General features: G+C 44.9%; 27 protein-coding genes and 1 tRNA gene. 27 read left to right on the top strand and 1 reads right to left on the bottom strand.

Annotated features, from left to right (window positions below; translation table 11 throughout):
- Positions 1–145: 145 nt before the first annotated feature.
- Positions 146–1,777, top strand: coding sequence for an APC family permease (locus HXT48_RS06260; protein WP_102155450.1), 1,632 nt, complete (start codon positions 146–148; stop codon positions 1,775–1,777).
- Between the two features lie 122 nt (positions 1,778–1,899).
- The gene (fdxA, locus tag HXT48_RS06255; RefSeq protein ID WP_004109733.1) at positions 1,900–2,232 is read left to right on the top strand and encodes a ferredoxin; all 333 of its coding nucleotides are present in this window, start codon (positions 1,900–1,902) and stop codon (positions 2,230–2,232) included.
- Positions 2,233–2,266: 34 nt separating this feature from the next.
- Here the strand turns inward: fdxA and dinB are convergent, their stop codons facing one another.
- Positions 2,267–3,577: a DNA polymerase IV gene (gene dinB / locus HXT48_RS06250; RefSeq protein WP_064621618.1), complete on the bottom strand. Its 1,311-nt coding sequence runs from the start codon at positions 3,575–3,577 to the stop codon at positions 2,267–2,269.
- Between the two features lie 109 nt (positions 3,578–3,686).
- Here dinB and HXT48_RS06245 point away from each other — a divergent pair, with 109 nt between their 5' ends.
- The 25 genes from HXT48_RS06245 (at position 3,687) to HXT48_RS06125 (ending at position 23,385) form a co-directional block, all read left to right on the top strand.
- Positions 3,687–4,619 (top strand): EamA family transporter, encoded by a 933-nt coding sequence (locus HXT48_RS06245; RefSeq protein WP_004105538.1) that lies wholly within the window; start codon positions 3,687–3,689, stop codon positions 4,617–4,619.
- A gap of 112 nt (positions 4,620–4,731) precedes the next feature.
- Positions 4,732–4,818: transfer RNA gene (locus HXT48_RS06240), tRNA-Ser, on the top strand.
- Between the two features lie 307 nt (positions 4,819–5,125).
- Entirely contained in the window at positions 5,126–8,002 is a 2,877-nt protein-coding gene (locus tag HXT48_RS06235) for a peptidase (RefSeq protein ID WP_102155449.1), read from the top strand.
- A 183-nt stretch (positions 8,003–8,185) separates the two neighbouring features.
- Entirely contained in the window at positions 8,186–8,479 is a 294-nt protein-coding gene (locus tag HXT48_RS06230; RefSeq protein ID WP_004109707.1) for a metal-sensitive transcriptional regulator, read from the top strand.
- A gap of 16 nt (positions 8,480–8,495) precedes the next feature.
- On the top strand, positions 8,496–9,164 hold the full coding sequence (locus HXT48_RS06225; protein ID WP_102155447.1) for a YigZ family protein: 669 nt from the start codon (positions 8,496–8,498) through the stop codon (positions 9,162–9,164).
- A 10-nt stretch (positions 9,165–9,174) separates the two neighbouring features.
- Complete coding sequence (locus HXT48_RS06220) at positions 9,175–9,801, top strand: hypothetical protein (protein ID WP_004109701.1); 627 nt, start codon at positions 9,175–9,177, stop codon at positions 9,799–9,801.
- A gap of 8 nt (positions 9,802–9,809) precedes the next feature.
- A complete protein-coding gene (gene malQ, locus HXT48_RS06215) occupies positions 9,810–11,984 on the top strand; it encodes a 4-alpha-glucanotransferase (protein WP_102703343.1) in 2,175 nt (724 codons plus the stop codon).
- A gap of 260 nt (positions 11,985–12,244) precedes the next feature.
- The gene (gene rplM, locus HXT48_RS06210; protein ID WP_012913824.1) at positions 12,245–12,694 is read left to right on the top strand and encodes a 50S ribosomal protein L13; all 450 of its coding nucleotides are present in this window, start codon (positions 12,245–12,247) and stop codon (positions 12,692–12,694) included.
- A gap of 17 nt (positions 12,695–12,711) precedes the next feature.
- Positions 12,712–13,200, top strand: a complete 489-nt coding sequence (rpsI, locus tag HXT48_RS06205) for a 30S ribosomal protein S9 (protein WP_004105525.1) — start codon at positions 12,712–12,714, stop codon at positions 13,198–13,200.
- Between the two features lie 356 nt (positions 13,201–13,556).
- Positions 13,557–16,262: a bifunctional acetaldehyde-CoA/alcohol dehydrogenase gene (gene adhE / locus HXT48_RS06200; protein WP_174182675.1), complete on the top strand. Its 2,706-nt coding sequence runs from the start codon at positions 13,557–13,559 to the stop codon at positions 16,260–16,262.
- Between the two features lie 322 nt (positions 16,263–16,584).
- On the top strand, positions 16,585–16,893 hold the full coding sequence (gene rpsJ, locus HXT48_RS06195; RefSeq protein WP_003808013.1) for a 30S ribosomal protein S10: 309 nt from the start codon (positions 16,585–16,587) through the stop codon (positions 16,891–16,893).
- 16 nt (positions 16,894–16,909) lie between these two features.
- Positions 16,910–17,560 carry a 50S ribosomal protein L3 gene (gene rplC / locus HXT48_RS06190; RefSeq protein ID WP_004105519.1) on the top strand — a complete coding sequence of 217 codons (651 nt, stop codon included), beginning with the start codon at positions 16,910–16,912 and terminating at the stop codon, positions 17,558–17,560.
- A gap of 5 nt (positions 17,561–17,565) precedes the next feature.
- On the top strand, positions 17,566–18,231 hold the full coding sequence (gene rplD / locus HXT48_RS06185; protein ID WP_012913826.1) for a 50S ribosomal protein L4: 666 nt from the start codon (positions 17,566–17,568) through the stop codon (positions 18,229–18,231).
- A 5-nt stretch (positions 18,232–18,236) separates the two neighbouring features.
- The gene (gene rplW, locus HXT48_RS06180) at positions 18,237–18,533 is read left to right on the top strand and encodes a 50S ribosomal protein L23 (RefSeq protein ID WP_004105515.1); all 297 of its coding nucleotides are present in this window, start codon (positions 18,237–18,239) and stop codon (positions 18,531–18,533) included.
- Between the two features lie 34 nt (positions 18,534–18,567).
- Positions 18,568–19,398: a 50S ribosomal protein L2 gene (gene rplB / locus HXT48_RS06175; RefSeq protein ID WP_004574091.1), complete on the top strand. Its 831-nt coding sequence runs from the start codon at positions 18,568–18,570 to the stop codon at positions 19,396–19,398.
- A 15-nt stretch (positions 19,399–19,413) separates the two neighbouring features.
- On the top strand, positions 19,414–19,692 hold the full coding sequence (gene rpsS, locus HXT48_RS06170) for a 30S ribosomal protein S19 (protein WP_004114357.1): 279 nt from the start codon (positions 19,414–19,416) through the stop codon (positions 19,690–19,692).
- A gap of 16 nt (positions 19,693–19,708) precedes the next feature.
- Positions 19,709–20,068 (top strand): 50S ribosomal protein L22, encoded by a 360-nt coding sequence (gene rplV, locus HXT48_RS06165; RefSeq protein WP_004105510.1) that lies wholly within the window; start codon positions 19,709–19,711, stop codon positions 20,066–20,068.
- Positions 20,069–20,070: 2 nt separating this feature from the next.
- On the top strand, positions 20,071–20,889 hold the full coding sequence (gene rpsC, locus HXT48_RS06160; protein ID WP_004574090.1) for a 30S ribosomal protein S3: 819 nt from the start codon (positions 20,071–20,073) through the stop codon (positions 20,887–20,889).
- Between the two features lie 4 nt (positions 20,890–20,893).
- Positions 20,894–21,313: a 50S ribosomal protein L16 gene (gene rplP / locus HXT48_RS06155; RefSeq protein ID WP_004109684.1), complete on the top strand. Its 420-nt coding sequence runs from the start codon at positions 20,894–20,896 to the stop codon at positions 21,311–21,313.
- Positions 21,313–21,564, top strand: coding sequence for a 50S ribosomal protein L29 (rpmC, locus tag HXT48_RS06150; protein ID WP_004105502.1), 252 nt, complete (start codon positions 21,313–21,315; stop codon positions 21,562–21,564). The genes rplP and rpmC overlap by 1 nt, the downstream gene beginning before the upstream one ends.
- A gap of 2 nt (positions 21,565–21,566) precedes the next feature.
- Complete coding sequence (gene rpsQ / locus HXT48_RS06145) at positions 21,567–21,833, top strand: 30S ribosomal protein S17 (RefSeq protein WP_004114365.1); 267 nt, start codon at positions 21,567–21,569, stop codon at positions 21,831–21,833.
- Positions 21,834–21,923: 90 nt separating this feature from the next.
- Entirely contained in the window at positions 21,924–22,292 is a 369-nt protein-coding gene (gene rplN / locus HXT48_RS06140) for a 50S ribosomal protein L14 (RefSeq protein ID WP_004574089.1), read from the top strand.
- 1 nt (position 22,293) lies between these two features.
- Entirely contained in the window at positions 22,294–22,629 is a 336-nt protein-coding gene (rplX, locus tag HXT48_RS06135; RefSeq protein ID WP_012913827.1) for a 50S ribosomal protein L24, read from the top strand.
- Entirely contained in the window at positions 22,626–23,198 is a 573-nt protein-coding gene (rplE, locus tag HXT48_RS06130; protein ID WP_004109679.1) for a 50S ribosomal protein L5, read from the top strand. The genes rplX and rplE overlap by 4 nt, the downstream gene beginning before the upstream one ends.
- A gap of 1 nt (position 23,199) precedes the next feature.
- Positions 23,200–23,385 (top strand): type Z 30S ribosomal protein S14, encoded by a 186-nt coding sequence (locus HXT48_RS06125; protein WP_003808046.1) that lies wholly within the window; start codon positions 23,200–23,202, stop codon positions 23,383–23,385.
- Positions 23,386–23,398: the final 13 nt, after the last annotated feature.

Raw genomic sequence — 23,398 nt, 5'->3', positions numbered from 1 at the left:
TATTTAATTACATTTACAGGAATAAATAAAGAAAATTAAGTAGAAATTTTATATAGGTGAAGTCGCAACTGTTTCGCAAATTTGTCGATGCGCTTCTGATTGCGGCATACCTTTATACCTATACCTCAACGAAAGTGCGTTTATTATGCAAATATGGAGAAAAAAGTCTGTTGAACAGACTATCGCTGAGACTATGGATGGTGAACGCCATCTTAAACGTACATTAAATGCTTGGGATTTGGCAGTTATGGGTGTTGCTGTCGCTGTTGGTGCCGGTATTTTCTCTGTTGGCGCTCAGGCTGCAGCATTTCATGCTGGTCCTGCTGTAATTATTAGCTTTATTATTGCAGGCATTGTATGCGGTTCTGCTGCAATGTGTTACGCAGAATTTGCTTCTATGATTCCAGTTGCTGGATCTGCTTATACGTTTACATATACTACAGTTGGTGAGCTTATTGCTTGGATTATTGGCTGGGATATGATCCTAGAAATGCTGATGGCTGGCTCAGTAATTGCAAAGTATTGGGGCGTTTATCTTAACGATTTAATGAAGCTTTTCGGTTTGAATATGACCACAAGTTTTAACTTAGGTGGTTTCACTATTGATGTTGCTCCGATTATAATCGTTGCATTCTTTACAACTATGCTTGTCCTTGGAACTAAGCTTTCTGCACGCTTCGACGGCGCTTTAACAATCTTGAAGATTGGTATCGTTCTATTCGTGGTTGTTGTGGGCTTCTTCTACATTAAAGCTTCCAACTTTACGCCATTTGTGCCACCTGCAACCGACGCTGCAAGTGTAAAGGGAATAGAAGTCTCTGGGGTTATGGCACAGCCTTTGTGGCAGTGGGTAACAGGCATGCAGCCAGCTGTTTATGGCGTTCCAGGTATTCTTTCCGGCGCGGCTCTCGTGTTCTTCGCATTCATCGGTTTTGATGTTGTTGCAACAACAGCAGAAGAAACTAAGGATCCGCACAAGAACATTCCACGAGGCATTGGCCTTGGTTTGTTTATCGTTACTGTTCTTTACATCCTCGTCGCGGTCGTAACAACTGGTATGGTTTCCTATAAGGATTTGGCAAAGCAAGCCGCTCCTTCGCTTTCTACAAGTTTCGAACTTGTGGGTGCTACTTGGGCTGCAAAGATTATTTCCCTCGGTATTGTTATTGGTTTAACAACCGTTGTGATGGTGCTTTTGCTCGGTCTTACGCGCATTATCTTCGCTGTGAGCCGCGATGGCTTGCTTCCACGTAGCTTCTCTAAGGTAAGCAAGCGTGGTATTCCTGCAAGACTTCAGATTGTTGCTGGTATTGTCGTGGCAGTCGTTGCTTCCACTCTCGATATTGGCATTCTTTCCGACATGGTGAACATTGGTACGCTTTCTGCATTCCTGCTTGTTTCTGCTGGTGTGCCGATTATGCGTATGCGCAGACCAGATTTGCACCGTTCATTTAGCGTTCCTGGCAATCCAGGGCTTCCGCTGTTTGCAGCGCTTTCTACATTCTGGCTCATGCTTAACTTGTCTGTATTGACTTGGATTCGTTTTGCAGTGTGGCTGGCAATAGGCTTTGCGGTATACTTCGGCTACTCTTACCGCAATTCTTTGCTTGGCAGGCAGTTGCGTAAAGCTAAGCAGCTCGGTGTTCCGGTTGAAACTTTGTTTGCTCAAGATGCTGCTGCTGCAGAGAAGGTAGCTGAAGGAGAAACAGAGGAGCAGGCTCGTGCAGAAGCTCAAGCTGAGGCGACTGCTGCGGCCTCGCAAGATAGTCAAAATTAATAAATTATTTATTTAGCAAGAAGTCGGCATACGGTTATATCGCATGCCGACTTTTTGTGTCATAGACTTTTCAAAAATGTTCTATAATAGAAAAGTTGCATAAAAGCAGAAAGGAGGGCGTTATGCCATATGTAATCGCAGAGCCTTGCGTTGATGTAAAAGATAAAGCGTGTGTAGATGAATGCCCTGTAGACTGCATTTATGAAGGCGATCGAACGCTTTATATTAACCCAAACGAGTGTGTGGATTGTGGAGCTTGTGAACCGGCTTGCCCAGTAGAAGCTATTTTTTATGAAGATGATTTGCCAGAAGACTGGGAGTGGTATCGCGATGCTGCGGTTGATTATTTCGACAAGCTCGGAGATTTGGGAGGAGCTACAGATGCTGGAGCTTCCGGATGGGATGAAGCTCGCGTTGCGGCATTGCCTCCGCGTTCAGATAAAGCAAGTAATTAATTATTTGCAAAGTATTATTTAATGTGGCGCGAGTTTACAATCCAATGTGGGCAGCGTTGTTGCCGTATTTTTTGCGAACGGCATCTAAAGCGTGTTCTGCGTGACGCAATCTAGTATTTTTATTCATTGTGGACATGATGTTTTGTGTAGGATTTTTAGATTCGCGAGTATTTTCCTCCAGAATATCGTTTAGAGAAGGCTGAAGTGAAACTTTGTTTGCTGGCACAAGATTATTCGCTGTAACACCAGCTAAACGAACTGGGCTTAAAAGCTTTGTGTTATTGCCTCCAAGAATGTAATTATGCACAGTTGGATTAGCTTTAGAAAGCAAAACAACGACATGCTCGTAAAACTCGTGTGTTGAATCAGTTGCGTTTTGCAAAGTAGAAGATCTAGTAACATAATGCAAGTCGCCAAAGCGTAGTTTTAACGTTATAGTGCGTGCCATAAGTTTTCTGTTTCGCAACTGTTGAGTTACTTCGCTGCAGCATTGCTGTAGTAATTGTTTAACAGCATTCTCGTTCGTGGTATCTGTATCAAGAGTTCGCTCAGTTCCAATGGATTTTTCAGGGGCATGTGCAGTCACAGTGCGCTCGTCTATGCCCCTAACTGATTGATATATCATTCTTGCTAAGATTTGCGAACCCGTTATGCGAGTAAGCGTTGCTTCGTCAACATTTTTAAGCGACGCAACAGTAGATAAGCCCCAATCCTCAAGCTTATGTATTAAAGATGAGCCAATTCCTGGTATTGCGCGCAAGGGCATTATTGACACAAAATCTTCATTACATTTTTGCGGAATAAGAAGCATTCCGTTAGGTTTTGCGTTAGTTGAAGCCATCTTTGCAATAAGTTTATTGCTGGCAATGCCAACCGAGCATGTAATATGATACTTTTCAAATACTTCTTTTCGTACCCAAGTTCCAATATTTACAGGCGATTTCCACTGTAATAAAGCCGATTTAACATTCATATAGCATTCGTCAACAGAAACTTTTTCAACTTGATTAGTAATATGCAAAAAAATATTTTCAAAAATACTTTTGGAAACGCTTGAATAGTAAGGAATGTCAACTGGCAAGAAAACTCCTTGTGGACAAAGATTTCTAGCTTTAACAACGGGCATAGCGGAATTAACGCCGTAAGCGCGCGCTTCGTAGCTTGCTGCAGAAACAACAGCGCGATTGCCTGTGCCGATAATAAGCGGCTTTCCTTTAAGCTCCGGGTGTCTTGCAACTTCTAAAGAAGCATAAAATGCATCCATGTCGACATGAAGTATGTTACAACCTGAGGTGTCGTGCCCCCAATCACGTTTCGCTGCTTGTACTCTCGGTGCTGTACTCATAAGTTTATAATAGAACAAACGTTCGATTTTATGGAAAAAATTTGTGGATTAAACTAATGTTTTTGTAAAAAAGCGTATGTCGGATCAATATTCATGTAGGGTTGTTGCTATGAAGCAATTTGTCGTCAATCTTTTACATCGCATGCCTGTGCTGCTTATTATCGTCATTGAGGCTTCAATGGTGTATACAGCAACTTCTGTTGCAAAAGTAGCTTTTAGCCAATTGGATCCTCTGTATGCAGTGTGGTATCGCGTAGGATTTATGACATTGTTGCTTTTGGCTTGGAGAAGACCATTTTCTCGCAGCAAACGTAGTCTTTTGCCAAAAACGCTACGAGAATGGGGGATTGTTGCAGCTGTTGGCGTGTCGTTAGTTGCTATGAACACTATGTTCTATGTTGCTATTAGTTGCATGGCTGTTGGTGTTGCGGTAACTATAGAATTCATAGGTCCCTTGCTTGTAGCTGTTATTACAGGTCATGAATGGCGAGAGCGTGTGGGAATTGTGATTGCTGTTTGTGGCATTATGCTGTTAGCTAGCGCTTCTATACATAGTTCAGTAAGCCCGCATTTTCTAATTGGGTTATTCGCCATTCTTGTTGGCGGTTCAATGTGGGGCCTATATATTGTTTCAGGTCGCATGTTGGCAAAAAGTTCGCACGCTATTGATCGTGTAAGTGTTGCAGCTCTTATTGGTTGGCTGTTGCAATCTGTTGTTCTTGCTGTTCCTGCAGTGCAGCATGTTATTTCGCCTAAACCAGAAGCTACTTGGGCTGCTCGCCCTGGTGGTTCTTTTGCTTTACTTGCGTTAATGTTGGTTATTGCAATATGTGCTTCTTTCTTCCCAACTTTGCTTGATCAGGTTTTATTGAAACGTGTTACTTCTGCAAAATACTCTGTTATGCAAGCGTTGTATCCTGCAATCGCGGTTATTATTGGAATGGGATTTGGTGAAATTCCAACATTGACTGATATTGCAGGAATAATTCTTGTTATGTTTGCTGTAGTTGTAACGTTTTCTGGAGATCACAATCCTGTGTAGCACTGGATATTGTTATATTAAATGTTATCTTAAAGTGTGTCGCCAAGCTTGTTTACAGTCCTTAAGAGGTGCTATAGTGTCAATTTGTTGCTGTTATGTACAGTAAACAAGTGGAGTCATGCCTGAGTGGCCGATAGGGGCACCCTGCTAAGGTGTTAGTCGTGTAAGCGGCTCGAGAGTTCGAATCTCTCTGACTCCGCGGATTACTCCGGATTGCTTTTTGCAGTCCGGAGTTTTTGTTTTTTTAAAAATCTCCACATGAAAAAATTGGGTAAGCGGCGGGTAAACGGCAAAAATTTAGGCAAGAGATTTAAGCAAAATTGTGGATTTGTGCATAACTTTTATCCAAATACTACCTTTTAACCACAATACTAAAAAAATATTTACGCAAATCTTTTCTAAAGTCATAGTTGATGTCATGAGCGCTTACTCTAGTGTTCAATGCAAATAGAAAATTATTCTCATAATTCGCTATTGCATTAAGGGTTGGGTTAAAGGAGATTTTTATGGAAACATATTTGGGGAAGCATACTAATTTTAGTTGTGCGAATAAATTGCGAAACCTCATGAAACAAAAAAATATTCGCAAAATGTTGGCATTGTTTACTTCCGCAGTACTAGTTCCTTCGGTGCTTTGTTCGCAAATTGCTATGGGATCTGTCGATAAATTAACGGGTTATTATTACAAAAAGTCGAATACTGTTGAATGGCTAAGCGAAAAGATTGCAAGGCTAAGGCTCGGTCCTGTTACGGATAAGTGGGAGGGTAGAAAGAATTCTATTTTTTGCATGGAATCTTCCGTGTTTATAGATTACAAAGGCAATATTAAGCAGATGAATGGTGAAGATTATCGTATTGCTGCAAATATTATTAAAACGCACAACAACAATGACGATGATTTAACTCAGGCTGCTTTGGCGTTTATGATTCATAATCATTTTGATATTAATCAAGATAGATGGAAGGAGGCTGTTGAAAACGGATTTGTAGACGTTGAAACAGAAACTTTAAGGAATAAGGCAGATAAGTTGTGGCAGCAGGGTGTTAAAGAAACTCCGGTTAAGGCTGTGCTAAAAAATGATTACACTAAGGGCAAGCGCATTGGCGTAATGCATATTAGTCTGCAAAATTCTAATGGAGATTCTTTAGGAGGAGTACCTATTAAAGTAAAATCCTCAAATAATCTTATTAAATTTGCTAACGGATCTGAGTCTTTTGAAGGAAAATCTAAAAAAGAAGGTTTAGATATTACTTGGAACGCACTTGATGCTGGAAACGCTCGAATTGAAGTTTCTTTTAACGCTCCAAAAGCTGAACGTTTATTCTCTCCAGATGGTCAAGATGTGATTAGATCTTTTGAAAATACATGGTATCCGCAAGATTTTTCTTTTGGTGTAGAAAAAACTTTCCAGCCGTTACTTAAGTCGAAAATATCAAAGCATGAGCTGCGTGCAGGAGAGCAGGTAGATAGTACTGTAACTAGCAGTGTTGCAGGAAATGATTCTTGGCCAGAAAATGTTCGTCTTCGCGCGCAAGGCTACTATTTTGTAGGTTCAGCTGAAGATATTTTGCATATTCAACAGCGAAATAGTGGTGAATCTGCTAAAGAGTACTTGAATCGCATGCGTTCTATGCCTAATTTGCGCCAAGTTGCTGCGGCTAAAGCTAATTTCTCTAATTCTGGCGAAACTATAACTGCAGTAGCAAAACGCGCTAATGGCGATATTACAGCATCTGATCTTGATAAAGCAGAAGCTTATAAAGTAAATGATTTAGAAGCAGGTTTGTTTGGCACATGGGTTTGGATTATTTCTCGCGATTCTCAGAATAAATCTGACCGAGAGTTTCTGAAAGATGATGTTGTGCAGCTATTTGGTTCTACAGACACTACGGCTGTTCATCAAGCAACCGTGAGCTCAGATATTGTTGCTAAGCAGCAAACTGTTGGGCTTAATACGGAAATTGTTAATGAGATTACTGTAAGAGGTCTTCCTGAAACTTACGGATCTTTTAAGGGAAATAACAGTTACGGCTTTAATGAAGATAAAAAAGCGCATATTCGCGTTTGGTGGGCTGGTGCAGGTAGCGAAAATCCTACTAAAAAAGACAACGAAAATTATATGCCGGGATCTAAAGGCGAGCCGTCTTATCAAGAGCCAAAAGAAGATAGTCATCATCGTTTGGTTGCAAAGTGGGATGTTCCTGCAGTTAATGGCGTGTACAAGATTGGCAACGGAAATATTACGCTTAGACCTATTGCTGGAACTGATAGGTCTACTACTGAGCCGAAAGTTTTGGAAAATAACGTGCATATTCGCGCTAATAAAAATAGTGAGTCAGGATGGTATGTGTTTGTTTATGATTTTCCTGGTTCTTCACGCGCTTTAGCTCATAAATCCGCGTATGACGGATTGTGGAGTCGTGCCTTAGTTGAACCGGATGTTTTAACTACCCCTGTATCTGTTACAACTAGAGTAAGCGATGAAAAAGTTAAGGCTGGTGAAAAGTTCCACGATAATGCTCGTATTACTGGCACGTTGCCAAAAGGAAGTTACGTAGTGTTTAGTGCATACGAGTATGAAGATGGTAAGGGGAATAAGAGTGATTCTAGTGGAGCTAAATGTAGCGATGCTAAGAATGGTGATGCTAAGAATGGTGACGCTAAGAAGGGCAGTGATTCTGAAACTAAGGAGATTAAGGAAGCTAAGGAAGCTAAGGAAACTAAAGAGACTAAGGAAACTGTAATATCTGCTGGAATTGAGAAAAAAATGCCTCAATCTCGCGTAAATATTACAAATAAACAAGCTGAAGAAAGTAAAAAGTCTTCTATTTCTGTAAGTTCTGCAGATATTACATTAGATCATGAAGGAACTGTTTATTGGAAAGCTGAAGTTTACGATGCTCAGGGTAATCCTTTAGCAACTCACGCATTGGGTGTAGAAGGAGAGACTGTGCAAGTTTCCGGCGGCGAGGATCGTTCTAAGAATGATGAAAATGATGAAAATGAGGAGAATAATAAAGAAAACAAAGAAAATGTAGAAGAAAATCATAGTAAAACTGGCAGTGATGAAACGGCTAGGAGTGATGATTCAACTGATTCGAAAAATGATGTGAATGATAATGCTTCCAATCAACACGACAGCACAAATAGCAACGAAAATGCTAATAAGAATTATGTTAATCAAAGTAATACAATTCCAACATCGCTTGCTGTTACTGGTGCTTCTTCAGTAACTGTGATACTTCTGGCTGTTATTACGTTAACCTTTGCTTCAGGTTTATCGTTAGGTCGTTTTTCATCTATAGTTCCTAAGCATGGGAGAATGTCTGGTGGAGCGCGACATGGCGGGATTCCTCCAATGAGGCGTCGGTTAGTGAAATAGCGCATTTTTAATGTAGAATATTTGGCGCGTTAGTCTATTGAGATTTTTTTGAAGTAGATTAACGCGTCATTTTGCAATAAATAATACGATGATGCATAATATAGATACAACGATTTATTGTATTAATTTATATATGATGTTATAACCTTTATGTGGTTGTGTAATTGATAAATCGGAGTAACGATGAAAAATTATGATATTGATAAAGAAAAACTGATAGTACGCATGCATCGAGTACAAGGTCAGCTTGCAGCAGTCAATACTATGATTGAAAACGATGCGAAGTGTCAAGATGTTCTTATGCAGCTTTCCGCTGCAACTGCTGCTTTACATTCTTTAGCAGTGATAGTGGCAAGGGAACATGTCAATAAAGAAATACATGAATCTGTAAAAATTGGTACCGAAGAAGGTGCCGATGCAGCAATGGAAGATATTTCTGGTATCATTGACAGGTTATTGCGTTACGAAAAAGCGTAGTATTGGGTAGTATCTAGTGACTAATTCGCATAATATTCTGCACACTGTTCGTCAATTGCAATCACAGCCTTTCGAGGCTTCTTTCGTAGAGAAAAAATCAGAGTTTATTGGATGCATTTGTCATATTGATAATCTTGACGATGCTGCGGAATTTATGCAATCAGTGCGTTTTAAGAATCCTAAAGCTCGTCATGTTGCTTATGCTGCAATTTGTGGCTCGTCGAAAGCTCAATTGTGTGAGCGCATGAGTGATGATGGTGAGCCAACTGGAACAGCAGGAAAACCAATATTAGATGTACTTAGATCGTCAAATTTAACAGATTGTGTAGTAACAGTAACACGATATTTTGGCGGTATTTTGCTTGGAGCTGGTGGCCTAACCAGAGCTTATGCGCGTGCAGCAAGTATGGCAGTAGAATCTGCGCAAATAGTTGATATTATTACGTGCACTCGTTTTACTTGCAAGTTGCAATATCAACAATTGCGAATGTTGCAGCATATTGTAAGCCAAATGGAAGGCATAATTGACAACGAAATTTATGGTGCTGAAATTTCCCTTAATATTGCTATTCCAACTTTAAAATCACAAGAATTTCTTGATATGGTTCAGAATGCTTTTTCTGGAAGTGTTGTGCCGGAAGCAGATGGTACTCTAAGTAATAAGCTGATAGATACTAAGCGTTAAAGGTGATTTCATGGAAAAGACTAATGAAAAAACAAACACTATTGACGATTCATCTTATGAACCTTTAACTGCTGTATATGAGCATTTACGACATAGCGAAGATTCAGCTGAGCTTCATGAATTTGCTAGGAGAGAATTACCGGATCGATCAGACCAAGCGGCATTTTCTAGAGCCACCTCCTTGCTTGAAGCAGTTGCAGGTAATATCAATACTCCAGAAGAAGACCGTATTTATTTAGCTACAGAAATGCCTTTCCCAAACATATTAGTGAAACTTTCTGAAGATTCTGCTGATAAAGTACGTTTGGCTGTTGCTGAAAATAAAAATGCTAAAAATTGGTTAGTTGGAAGACTTACTAAAGATTCATGTAACGCAGTTCGAAATGCTGCATTATGCAATCCAAAAGCTTCTTGGAAAATGCGTTTAGAGGGTGCGCAATCGGATGGCATAAGTGCTGAAACATTGAAATATCTCGCCTCCCTTGGTGTTAGTGCAGAAGAAAACGCTCCAATTGTATTAGCTTCCATGGTACGAAGAGCTGTTGCGCTAAATCCTGGTGTTCCACAAAATGTGCTGCAAGAACTATGCAACGATAAATCTGAAGATGTATCATCAGCGGCGCGCAGTCGTTGCTAACGCGAATAATGGAGCGTATGGATAATACAACAGATGAAGAAGTAGCAATGAAGCCATTACACCGTCTTGCTGAATTAATGGGCGTTGGCGTGAGTTTTATTGGTTCGGATAATCAAAAACACGAGATTCAAGATAACGTATTAGTTTCTGTCTTAGGCGCATTAGGCGTAGATGCTTCCACAAATGAGACAATAGAAAGATCTACAAACGACGTTTTAGCGTATCGACACGGTCGTATTGTTGCTCCAACAGTTTTGCACACTGTTGGCAAATGTGATGAAGTTACAGTTAATACGGGAATATTAGAATACCCAGTTGCAACATTGACATTGGAAAATGGTGAACAATATAAAGGCGATTTAACTATTGTTCCTAACGAAAATGATGTTGCATACCCTGTAAATGGAAAATTTGTTGCAACATCTCTTATAAAAATTCCTGAAGATGTGCCAATGGGTTATCACACATTGCGTGTGATAGTTGGTGAGAGACAAGAAGAAGCAACACTTATTAGTGCTCCAGAAAGCATTGATACGCTGAATTCCTTAGAGTCCAATGGAGAACAGCTTTGGGGATGGATGGCACAACTTTACTCAATCCGTTCTTCGAAGTCTTGGGGTGTTGGTGATTTTGCTGATTTGGCGACTCTTCTTACTGAAGCTAAGCAAAAAACTGGCGCTGACTTTGTGTTAATAAACCCAATGCATGCAGGTGAGCCTATAACTCCGCTTACTCCATCCCCATACCTGCCGGTTGCTCGAGGAATGGTAAACGTAACGTATATTAGCCCAGAAAGTATTCCTGAGTACGAAACGTTAAATGATAAAACTCGCAAAGAAATTGAAAAGCTTCATGGACAGGTTGAGCCGCTTAACAATGACGCGCAAATAATAGACCGTGATTCCATGTGGCGTGTAAAAATGCGTGCATTGTGGCTGATTTTCAAGGCTGGTATGTCTGAAGATCGCGCTCGCATTTTTAATGAGTTTAAGCATGAGATGGGTGACAGGCTTGAATCTTATGCCACTTGGTGCTTGTGCTACGACAAGTGGGGTGTTCCAAAGGGTGACGATTGCTGGGAGAAAACTCTTACTAAGGATTCTGAGCAAGTTCGCGAATTAGCTAATCGTTTCCCAGATACTCTTGAGTTTTATCGTTGGCTTGAGTGGGTTGCTTTTACGCAATTGCATGATGCTCAAGTTGCTGCACGTAAAGCTGGTATGAAAATCGGCATTATGTCTGATATGGCTGTTGGCGTGCATCCTGCAGGATCTGAAGTTTGGTGGAATCCGGAGAGATTTGCTAACGGAGCTACTGTTGGCGCTCCACCTGATTACTTCAATCAGCAAGGTCAAGATTGGTCTCAGCCACCTTTGCACCCATTTGAGCTTGAGCGGACTGGTTTTAAAACATACCGAGATATGGTTCATGGAATGTTTGCTTCAGCAGGTGCTGTTCGCATTGACCATATTCTTGGACTTTTCCGCTTATGGTGGATTCCAGAAGGTTCAGCTCCAAGTGGCGGTGCTTATGTTTACTACGATGCTGATATTATGCTTGGCATTTTGGCAATTGAAGCCGCTCGTGCTCACGGTGTAGTTGTTGGCGAAGATTTGGGTGTTTTGCCCGCAAATGCTTTGGAAGTGTTGCGCAAGAAGGCTGTGCTTGGTTGCACGGTTGAATGGTTCGAAGAGCGTGACGGCGAATTCCGTACTCCAGACAAGTGGCGCGAAATGACGCTTGCATCTGTAAATACGCATGATTTGCCTCCTGCTGCCGGCTATTTGCGCTATGAGCAAGTTAATATTCGTGAGCGCTTGCACTTGCTTACTGGTTCTGTTGAAGAATTCCGCGCTGGAGCTGAGGCAGAGCATCGCGCTATGATGCGAATGTTGGTCAAAGGTGGTTATTTGGATGCTCAGTTGCTTGAGGATGAGGATGCTCATACTCAGGAGATTGTTGAAGCATTGTACCGCGCTTTGAAGGCTGCTCCTTCCAGATTGTTGGCTGCTTCTTTGGTCGATGCAGTTGGAGAGTGTCGTGTGCAAAATCAGCCTGGAACGAATGACGAGTATCCGAATTGGCGTATTCCATTAGCTGATGGTGAAGGCAATCCTGTGTCCTTGGATAATATGTTTGATTTGCCTCGAGTGCAGTCGCTTTCTGCGATTATGAATGCATAACATTTTGTGCTTTATTTTGTTTGACAATTTGTTTAGCAATTTGTTTTGTATTCGTCTCAGCCTTATATAAAATAGACACTTGCAAGTAGTCGCCACTTGGCGATATACTTGCAGATTGTTGTGTTTCCCTAAGGGGTCCTTCAAAGCGCTTTTCCCACTCGCCATCGAGGACTTTCAGGGAGCCCACGGATTATGAGTAAAATATTTTCTATAAACCAAGAAGATATACGCTCGAAACACAATAGAGAAAAGGTACGATTGTGAAGACTTTCACACCGAAACCAGCAGATTTAACTCATGACTGGTACATCATCGATGCCACTGACGTGGTACTTGGTCGTTTGGCCTCTCAGGTAGCAATCTTGCTGCGTGGTAAGAATAAGCCAACGTTTGCTCCTCATGCTGATTCTGGCAATCACGTTATTATTATTAACGCTGAAAAGATTGCTTTGACTGGCAATAAGTTGAGCAAGGAACTGTATTCCCACTCTGGTCGTCCGGGCGGCCTTCGTCGTGATAGCTATGCAGAGCTTTTGGAAAGGAATCCAAAGCGTATTATCATGGCTGCCGTTAAGGGTATGCTTCCAAAGAATCGTCTTGCTAAGGTGCAGCTTGACCGTCTTCGTGTGTTCACCGGAGCTGAGCATCCGCACACTTCGCAGAAGCCACAGGTCTTCGAGATCGCTCAGGTCTCTCAGCAGGCTAAGTGAGATCAAGGAGAATAGATATGGCAGAAAATAACAACTCCGCGGTTCTTGAGAACGAAGAAGAACTGACTAGCTACACCACTGAAACCAATGCTGGTGCAGGCACTGGTACTTCCGCCATCGAGCCAGGCTACGGCACTGGTCGTCGTAAGGAAGCTGTTGCTCGCGTGCGTTTGGTTCCTGGCTCCGGTAAGTGGACTATCAATGGTCGCACTTTGGAGGAGTACTTCCCATCTCGTTTGTTGCAACGCGAAGTGAATTCACCAATCGTGTTGCTCAAGCTTGAAGGCAAGTTTGATGTTGTAGTCCTCGTTGACGGTGGTGGTACCACTGGTCAAGCTGGTGCTATTCGTTTGGGTGTTGCTCGTGCATTGAATGCTATCGATCGCGATGCAAACCGTGTTGCTTTGAAGAAGGCTGGCTTCTTGACTCGTGACGCTCGCGTTGTGGAACGCAAGAAGGCTGGTTTGCACAAGGCACGTCGTGCACCTCAGTTCTCGAAGCGTTAAGTTTCGCGAATTTATATTTACAAATGGCTCCTGGTTTTGCTGGGAGCCATTTTTGTATTTTTTATTATTTATTAAATTTGTTGAGTAAATGTTATAAATAGTGTGTAATTATCTGTCAAAATTGACATTCTAGAAAAATTTATCTATTAATCGAACATAAATCATTACAAAAAAGAACAAATAACGAACAATAGAGGATAAAGCTCGCTCATAAATAGCGCAACTCGCTTCAAAGATGCGAAAGTACAGCAAAGAGACTAAATTGTGACTTGTATCACATATTTAGCGGTGAATACTAAATTAGTTTGTTCATAAGTCTATTGATACCGCTGGTGGAACTATCGAGGAGGATACTCATGGTTGAGGCACAACACCAAGCCGAAACTGGCAAAACTGCTAGTGCTGATGACATTGCGTTAGCTGCTCAAAATGAAGTTGATAAACTTGTTGAAAAAGCAACTGTCGCTTTGAATGAGTTTGAGAAGCTTAATCAGCAGCAAATTGATCATATTGTTGCTAAAGCTTCAGTGGCAGCGTTGAATAAACATTTGGTTCTTGCAAAGATGGCTGTTGATGAAACAGGTCGTGGTTTAGTAGAAGATAAAGCTACAAAAAATATCTTTGCATGCGAACATATTACGCATTATCTAGCAGGTCAAAAAACAGTTGGTATTATTCGCGAGGACGATGTTCTCGGAATTGACGAAATAGCTGAACCGGTTGGTATTGTTGCAGGCGTCACTCCAGTTACAAACCCAACTTCTACAGCTATTTTTAAGTCGCTTATTGCACTTAAGACTCGTTGCCCAATTATTTTTGGATTCCATCCTTTCGCGCAAAAGTGCTCTTCTGAAGCAGCTCGAATTGTTCGCGATGCTGCTGTGGCTGCAGGCGCGCCAAAAGATTGCATTCAGTGGATTGAGCATCCTTCAATTGAAGCTACTGGTGCATTGATGAAACATCCAAAGATCGCAACTATTCTTGCAACAGGCGGTCCTGGAATGGTTAAGGCGGCGTATTCTTCAGGAAAACCTGCTCTTGGTGTTGGTGCTGGAAATGCTCCTGCATATGTCGATAGTGATGTTGATATTGTGCGTGCTGCAAATGATTTGATTCTTTCAAAGCATTTTGATTACGGAATGATTTGTGCAACAGAGCAAGCAATTATTGCGCATAAGGATGTATATGAGCCATTGCTTCGCGAATTGAAGCGCAGGAAAGCATATTTTGTTAACGCTGACGAAAAAGCTAAGCTTGAACAATATATGTTTGGATGCACTGCATATTCTGGAAATACGCCAAAACTTAATTCTGTTGTTCCTGGTAAGTCTCCGCAATATATTGCGCACGAAGCTGGATTTGAAATTCCAGAAGATGCTGTGATTTTGGTTGCAGAGTGCAAAGAAGTTGGCGAAATGGAGCCGCTTACTATGGAAAAGCTCGCTCCTGTACACGCAATGCTTCGCGCAGAAAATAAGGAACAAGGCTTCAAGATGTGTGAACAGATGCTTGTGCATGGAGCTGGTCACACTGCTGTAATTCACACAAATAATCAAGATCTTGTGCGCGAATATGGTGTTCGTATGCATGCTTGCAGAATTGTTTGGAATTCTCCTGGATCTCTTGGTGGCGTTGGAGACATTTACAACGCGATTGCTCCTTCGCTTACTCTTGGATGCGGATCTTATGGTGGAAATTCCGTTTCTGGCAACGTACAAGCTATAAATCTTCTTAATATTAAGCGTATTGCACGAAGGAATAATAATATGCAATGGTTCAAGATTCCGGCTAAAACTTATTTTGAGCCGAATGCTATTCGTTATTTGAGAGATATGTACGGCGTTGAGCGCGCAGTTATTGTGTGCGATAAGGTTATGGAGCAACTTGGCGTAGTCGATAAGATTGTTGATCAGCTTCGTGCTCGAGATAATCGCGTTAGCTTCCGTATTATTGATTACGTTGAGCCTGAGCCAAGCGTTGAAACAGTTGAGCGTGGCGCCGCAATGATGCGTGACGAATTCCAGCCAGACACAATTATTGCTGTTGGTGGCGGTTCTCCAATGGATGCTTCTAAGATTATGTGGCTTATGTATGAGCATCCGGAGATTTCTTTCGCTGATTTGCGAGAAAAGTTCTTCGATATTCGTAAGCGCGCATTTAAGATTCCGCCTCTTGGTAGCAAAGCTAAGCTTATTTGCATACCAACTTCTTCCGGAACTGGTTCTGAAGTTACGCCTTACGCTGTTATTACAGATCACAAGACTGGATACAAGTATCCTATTACGGATTACGCTTTGACTCCAACGGTCGCAATAGTCGATCCTGTTTTGGCTCGTACTCAGCCGCGTCGATTGGCGTGCGATTCTGGTTTTGATGCTTTAACTCATGCTATGGAAGCTTATGTTTCTGTTTACGCAAATGATTTTACGGATGCTATGGCTTTGCACGCTTCGAAACTTATTTGGGAAAATCTCAACGATTCTGTGAATTGTGAAGATTCTCAGCGCAAGATTGAAGCAAAAGAAAAAATGCATAATGCAGCTACTATGGCTGGAATGGCGTTTGGTTCTGCATTCTTAGGAATGTGCCACGCTATGGCTCATACTATTGGTGCTTTGTGCCACGTTGTACACGGTCATACGAACGCAATTTTGCTGCCTTACGTTATTCGCTATAACGGTCAAATTCCGCAAGAGCCAACTAGCTGGCCAAAGTACAACCGCTATATTGCTCTTGAGAGGTATCAGGAGATCGCTAAGAATCTTGGTGTAGATCCTGGTAAAACTCCTGAAGAAGGCGTTGAAAATCTTGCTCGTGCTGTTGAAGAGTATCGAAATGAAAAGCTTGGAATGGACGCTTCGTTTAAGGCTTGTGGCGTAGACGAAGCGTACTACTGGTCGATACTTGACAATATTGGCATGCGTGCTTACGAAGATCAGTGTGCGCCTGCAAATCCTCGTATTCCGCAAATTGAGGATATGAAGGATATTGCTATTGCTGCATATTATGGTGTTTCTCAAGAAGAAGGCCATCGCATGCGCTTGGAGCGTGAAGCGGCGTAATTATTTGCATATCTAGTTAATAATGGCAGAAGCTCAACTAATTGTAGTTTCTGCCATTTTTTGTTGGAAAATAGCCGACACGCCCGGTTTTTAATAATCGAAGGTTGATGGTTTAATTACTTAGTTGCCTGTTTTAAGGCTCGCATATTGTAATTAAAAAAAGCGAGCGCGGAAGCAAAAACTTTGAATCGAAATCTTTTTGTATGAATAGGTTTTTGATGCCGCGCACTGATGTGGAATTACCCTAGGGGTTTATTCTCGCCGGTGCCCTTGAATTCAGGTTGGTAAACAGTAAACGAATCGCTAGAAAGGGCGGACGGCAATGGCGGGACAGAAAATCCGCATCAGGCTTAAGTCCTATGACCATGAGGTCATCGACCAATCGGCGAAGAAAATCGTCGAGACGGTGACGAACGCGGGCGCCACAGTGGTGGGTCCGGTTCCTCTGCCGACCGAGAAGAACGTGTTTGTTGTTATCCGTTCTCCTCATAAATACAAGGATTCTCGCGAGCATTTCGAGATGCGCACTCATAAGCGCCTCATTGACATCGTAGATCCAACGCCAAAGGCTGTGGATTCTTTGATGCACATTGACCTGCCTGCGGATGTAAACATCGAGATCAAGCTGTAGGAAGGGGGAGAAAGTAATGTCGCAGAATAAGAATCGCACTGCATTGCTCGGCCGCAAGCTGGGTATGTCGCAGGTTTGGGATGAAAACGGCTTCTTCGTCCCCGTAACTCTGGTTGAAGTTGCTACTAACGTAGTTACCGCTGTAAAGACTGTAGAGTCTGACGGTTATTGCGCAGTACAGCTCGGTTACGGCCAGATTGATCCTACCAAGGTGACTAAGCCATTGGCTGGTCATTTTGCAAAGGCTGGTGTAACTCCTCGTCGTCACCTCGCTGAGGTGCGCACCGAGAACGCGGCAGATTATCAGCCAGGTCAGGAATTGACTGCTGAATTGTTCGCTGAGGGTTCTGAAGTAGATGTCACTGGCACTACCAAGGGTAAGGGTTTTGCTGGCACTATCAAGCGTTGGGGCTTCAAGTCCTATCGTCGTACTCACGGCTCGCACAAGAACGAACGTCGCCCAGGTTCTGTGGGCGCTTGCGCAACTCCAAGCCGCATTTTGAAGGGCAAGCGTATGGCTGGTCGCATGGGTCATGTGACTTCCACCGCGCTTAACCTCACCATCGTTTCTTCGGATGTCGAGAACGGCATTCTCGCTATTAAGGGCGCTGTTCCAGGTCCTAAGGGCGCAATCGTTCTCGTCCGTTCGGCAGTGAAGGGAGCCTGATAATTATGGCAAACGTAACTCTGAACGTCACTGATACTAAGGGCAATGCAAACGGAACCGTTGAAGCTCCTGCTGAAATTTTCGGCATCTCCAACGAAGACGTTTTAGCTCACGGTCCACTGGTTCATCAGGTCGTAATCGCTCAGCTTGCTGCTGCTCGTCAGGGCACCCATGCTGTGAAGAATCGTGCTAATGTTTCCGGCGGCGGTAAGAAGCCATGGAAGCAGAAGGGCACCGGTCGTGCTCGCCAGGGTTCCATTCGTGCTCCTCAGTGGGTACATGGTGGCGTTGTTCACGGTCCAGTTCCTCGTAAGTACGATCAGCGCACCCCGAAGAAGATGAAGGCAGCTGCTCTTCGCTACGTTCTTTCGGATCGTGCAAATGCTGGACGTATTGCTGTAGTTGACTTTGGTATTAAGGATGTTCCATCCACCAAGACAGCTGTTGCAGCACTTACTCCTGTGACCAATAACCAATTCACTACTGTTGTTCTTTCTCGTGAGAACATCAATGAGTGGATGTCTGTACGCAACATTCCAACTGTTCACGTGATCTTCGCTGATCAGCTCAACACTTACGATGTTGTTACAGCTCAGTACGTCGTCTTCTCCAAGGAAGGCTTCGAAGCCTTCGTTGCTGCTAAGACCGAGCCTGTCGTTAAGGAGGCCTGATTTAAATGGTCGCAGTCCATAACCCAGCACATGACGTAATTCTTAAGCCAGTTGTTTCTGAAAAAAGTTATGCAGCTTCTGATCGTGGTCAGTACACTTTCGTAGTGGCTCCAGATGCTAACAAGGTTCAGATCAAGCAGGCTATCGAAGAAATCTTCAAGGTCAAGGTGACAAACGTTAACACTTTGAACCGCGCTGGCAAGTTGAAGCGCTCTCGCACCGGTTTCGGCCGTCGTGTGAACCAGAAGCGTGCTATTGTCACCGTGGCTGAAGGTCAAACGATTGACATCTTTGGTAACTGAAGGCTAGCCGAGAAAAGTAAAGGAATACTATATTATGGCTATCCGCGTTTATAAGCCGACGACTGCAGGCCGTCGCAACGCTTCGGTTTCGGATTTTGCCGAGATCACGCGTTCTACGCCTGAAAAGTCGCTGGTACGCAAACTCAGCAAGACTGGTGGTCGTAACTCTTACGGCCGCATGACTTCTCGCCATCGCGGCGGTGGTCACAAGCGTCAGTATCGTCTCATCGACTTCAAGCGTTGGGACAAGGATGGCGTGCCAGCAAAGGTCGCTCATATTGAGTATGACCCTAACCGTTCCGCTCGCATCGCTTTGTTGCATTACGCAGACGGTGAGAAGCGTTACATTATCGCTCCTGAAGGCGTTGCCCAGGGTGATGTTATTGAGACCGGCGCTCAGGCTGATATTAAGCCAGGCAACAACCTGCCTCTGAAGAATATCCCAACTGGTACCGTGGTTCACGCAATTGAGCTTCGTCCACTTGGTGGTGCGAAGATTGCTCGTTCCGCTGGTGCTGCTGTTCAGCTCGTCGCTAAGGATGGTGCTTATGCGCAGTTGCGTATGCCATCTGGCGAAATTCGTAACGTGGACGCTCGTTGCCGCGCTACTGTTGGCGAAGTAGGTAATTCCGATCACGCCAATATCGAGCTTGGTAAGGCAGGTCGCGCACGTTGGCTTGGTCGTAGACCAATCACCCGAGGCGAATCCATGAACCCTGTGGACCATCCACATGGTGGTCGCACCCGTGGTGGTAAGCCACCAGTTTCTCCATGGGGCAAGGGCGAGGTTCGTACACGTCGTCCAAAGAAGGCTTCGAACAAGATGATTGTTCGTCGTCGCCCGAATGGTAAGAACCGCAAGTAAGGGAGTGTCGAATAGATGACTCGTAGCATCAAGAAGGGCCCTTTCGTCGACGCCCACTTGCAGAAGAAAGTCGACGAGCAAAACGACAAGGGTACGCACAATGTCATTAAGACTTGGTCGCGTCGTTCGATGATCACTCCTGATTTCATTGGACACACCTTTGCCGTACATGATGGCCGCAAGCATGTGCCGGTATTCGTTACCGAAGCCATGGTTGGTCATAAGCTCGGTGAGTTCGCCCCGACCAAGACCTTTAAGGGTCATGTGAAGGACGACAAAAAGGCACGCCGCTAAAGGAGAGTTAGGACACATGGAAGCTAAAGCAATCGCTCGTCACGTTCGCGTGACGCCGCGCAAGGCTCGCCGCATGGTCGACCTCATCCGAGGCAAGCGTGCAAGCGAAGCTATTACCATTTTGAAGTTTGCTCCTCAGGACGCATCATTGCCGGTGCGCAAGGTTCTTGAAAGCGCGATTGCTAACGCTCGCGTTAAGGCTGAAAAAGCCGGTGAACCATTCCGTGAGCAGGACTTGGTCATCAAGGAAACCTATGTGGACGAGGGTGTAACGCTTAAGCGTTTCCGTGCTCGTGCACAGGGTCGCGCTGCGCGCATTAACAAGCGCACAAGCCATATCACTGTTATCGTCTCGCTTAAGGAAGGAGCCCGCTAAAGATGGGTCAGAAGATCAATCCTTTCGGCTATCGCCTGGGCATCACCGAGAATCATCGCTCTAAGTGGTTCTCTGACTCCAACAAAGCTGGCGAGCGTTATCGTGACTTCGTCCTTGAGGATGACAAGATTCGCAAGGAAATGAGCCATGACCTCGAGCGTGCTGGCGTATCTCGTATCGTTATCGAGCGCACTCGTGATCGCGTTCGTGTAGATATTCACACTGCTCGTCCGGGTATTATCATCGGTCGTCGTGGCGCTGAAGCTGAGCGTGTTCGCGCAAAGCTCGAGAAGCTCACAGGCAAGCAAGTACAGCTCAACATCTTCGAAGTGAAGAACGCTGCACTTGACGCTCAGTTGGTTGCTCAGGGAATTGCGGAGCAGTTGACAAACCGTGTTACATTCCGTCGTGCTATGCGTAAGGCACAGCAAGATGCAATGCGTGCAGGTGCCAAGGGTATCCGTATCAAGCTCTCCGGTCGCCTTGGTGGTGCCGAAATGAGCCGCTCTGAGTTCTATCGCGAGGGTCGCGTTCCACTGCAGACCCTTCGTGCCTTGATTGATTACGGCTTCTTTGAAGCTAAGACCACATACGGTCGTATCGGCGTAAAGGTCTGGATCTACAAGGGTGATATGACCGAGCGTGAGTTCGAAGAGCAGCAGGCTCAGCAGGGTAAGCGTGAAGGTCGTCGTGGTGGCGATCGTCGTCCACGTCGTGGCGCACGTCCTGCTAACCAGCAGAAGGCTGCTGAAGCACAGGCTGAAAAGCCAGCTGAAGCTGCAGCTGCTGAAGCTCCTGCCGCAACGGAAACGAAGGAGTGAGCAGATGCTTATCCCAAAGAGGACTAAATATCGTAAGCAGCACCGTCCTACCCGTAGCGGCATGTCTAAGGGTGGCACCGAGATCGCTTTCGGCGATTTTGGTATTCAGGCGCTGGCTCCGGCTTACATCACTAACCGACAGATCGAGGCAGCTCGTATCGCAATGACTCGCTACATTAAGCGTGGCGGTCGTGTGTGGATTACGATCTTCCCAGATCGTCCATTAACCAAGCACCCGCTTGGTGCGCGAATGGGTTCCGGTAAGGGTGCTCCAGAATTCTGGATTGCCAACATCCACCCAGGACGCGTAATGTTCGAGATCGGTGGTGTTTCTGAGGACATCGCTCGCGAGGCTTTGCGCCGCGCTATCGATAAGCTCCCAATGAAATGCCGTGTTATTGCGCGTGAAGGCGGTGACATCTGATGCCAGTCGGAACTGCAGACTACACCATCAAGAATTTGAACGAGAAGACAAATGCTGAGATTGAAGGCTTCTTGAAGAAGTCTAAGGAAGAGCTATTTAACTTGCGCTTCCAGGCAGCAACTGGTCAACTCGAAAACAGCGCTCGCCTCAAGGCGGTCAAGCACGACATTGCCAGGATGTATACTATCCTGCGTGAGCGTGAACTCGGCATCAGCCAAGAGCCTGGCGCCACTGAGGTCAAGGAGAAGTAAGCATGGCTGAGAACCAAGAGCGCAACTTCCGCAAGGTTCGTCGCGGCTACGTCGTGTCCGAGGCCATGGACAAGACAATCGCCGTTGAGCTGGAGCAGCGTTCGACACACCCGCTTTACGGTAAAGTCGTTCGCTCCACCCGCAAGGTCAAAGCCCATGATGAACACAATGAGGCACATATTGGCGACCTCGTGAGTATTATGGAAACTCGGCCACTGAGCAAGACCAAGCGTTGGCGTCTCGACTCGATTATCGAGCGCGCCAAGTAAACAAGTTCGGCAAGGCTCCGCGCTTCACCTGTGTCTGCTAATGTGTAGACACAGGTGAGTGGGGAGAACCAGCTCGGCTAAGGAGAATCAATGATTCAGCAGGAAACGCGGCTTCATGTCGCCGACAACACGGGTGCTAAGGAGTTACTTGCCATCCGCGTGCTCGGTGGATCGAAGCGACGCTATGCCGGCATCGGCGACATCATCGTCGCCTCCGTCAAGGACGCGATCCCTGGCGGGTCGGTCAAGAAAGGCGACGTAGTTAAGGCTGTCGTCGTCCGTACTGTCAAGGAGCATCGCCGTGTCGATGGTTCCTATATTAAGTTCGATGAGAACGCCGCCGTAATTCTCGGCTCCGGTCGTGAACCAAAAGGCACTCGTATCTTCGGACCAGTCGGTCGTGAATTGCGTGATCAGCGCTTCATGAAGATTGTGTCCCTTGCTCCGGAGGTGATCTGATATGGTAGCCAAGATTAAGTCCGGCGACCAGGTGAAGGTCATTCGCGGCAAGGATCGCGGTAAGGAAGGCAAAGTAGTTCGTGTACTAGCCGATGACCGTTTGATTGTAGAAGGCGTTCAGATCGTTAAGAAGCACGTTCGCGCCACCCAGCAGGGTCAGCAGGCGGGCATTGTTTCGGTTGAGGCTCCAATCCATCGCTCTAATGTGATGGTTATTGATCCAGAGACCAAGCAGCCTACACGCGTTGGCGTGATTGTTAAGCAAGAGGCTCGTGACGGCAAGGTTAAGACCGTGCGCGTGCGTGTCGCCAAGAAGTCCGGAAAGGAGCTGGCATGACCGATACTACAGTTGAGTTGCCGGCAACTCCGCGCTTAAAGCAACAATACAAGGATGAAATCGTACCAGCCTTGGAGAAAGAATTCGGCCACACTAATCCTATGCAGGTGGCTCGCGTGCAGAAGGTTGTCGTCTCTATGGGTGTCGGCGCTGCAGCTCGTGATTCTAAGCTCATTGAAGGTGCGATTAAGGATCTCACTTTGATTGCCGGCCAGAAGCCAAAGGTAACTAAGGCAAAGAAGTCTGTCGCTCAGTTCCATTTGCGCGAAGGTCAGGCTATCGGTGCTTACGTAACTCTTCGTGGCGATCGTATGTGGGAATTCTTGGATCGTTTGCTCACTCTGGCTTTGCCTCGTATCCGCGATTTCCGTGGTATCAATGGCAACCAGTTTGACGGTCAGGGTAATTACAACTTTGGTCTTACGGAACAGTCTATGTTCCATGAGATTGATCCTGACTCGATTGATCATCAGCGTGGTATGGACATCACCGTGGTGACTACCACCAAGGACGATGTGGAGGCCAAGTCTTTGCTTAAGCACCTCGGTTTCCCATTCAAGGAGAACTGAAATGGCAAAAACCGCTCTGAAAAACAAGGCGGCCGCCAAGCCGAAGTTCAAGGTACGCGCTTATACGCGTTGCCAGGTTTGTGGTCGTCCTCACTCCGTGTATCGCAAGTTCGGTCTGTGCCGCATCTGCCTTCGTGAGAAGGCTCATCGCGGTGAGTTGCCGGGTGTTACGAAGTCCAGTTGGTAAATATCGACGCTGA

The organism is Gardnerella sp. KA00127 (assembly GCF_049244125.1).
Classification (GTDB): domain Bacteria; phylum Actinomycetota; class Actinomycetes; order Actinomycetales; family Bifidobacteriaceae; genus Bifidobacterium; species Bifidobacterium swidsinskii.
The sequence above is the reverse complement of the archived record's forward strand: the minus strand, read 5'-3'. Positions and strand labels throughout refer to the sequence as shown.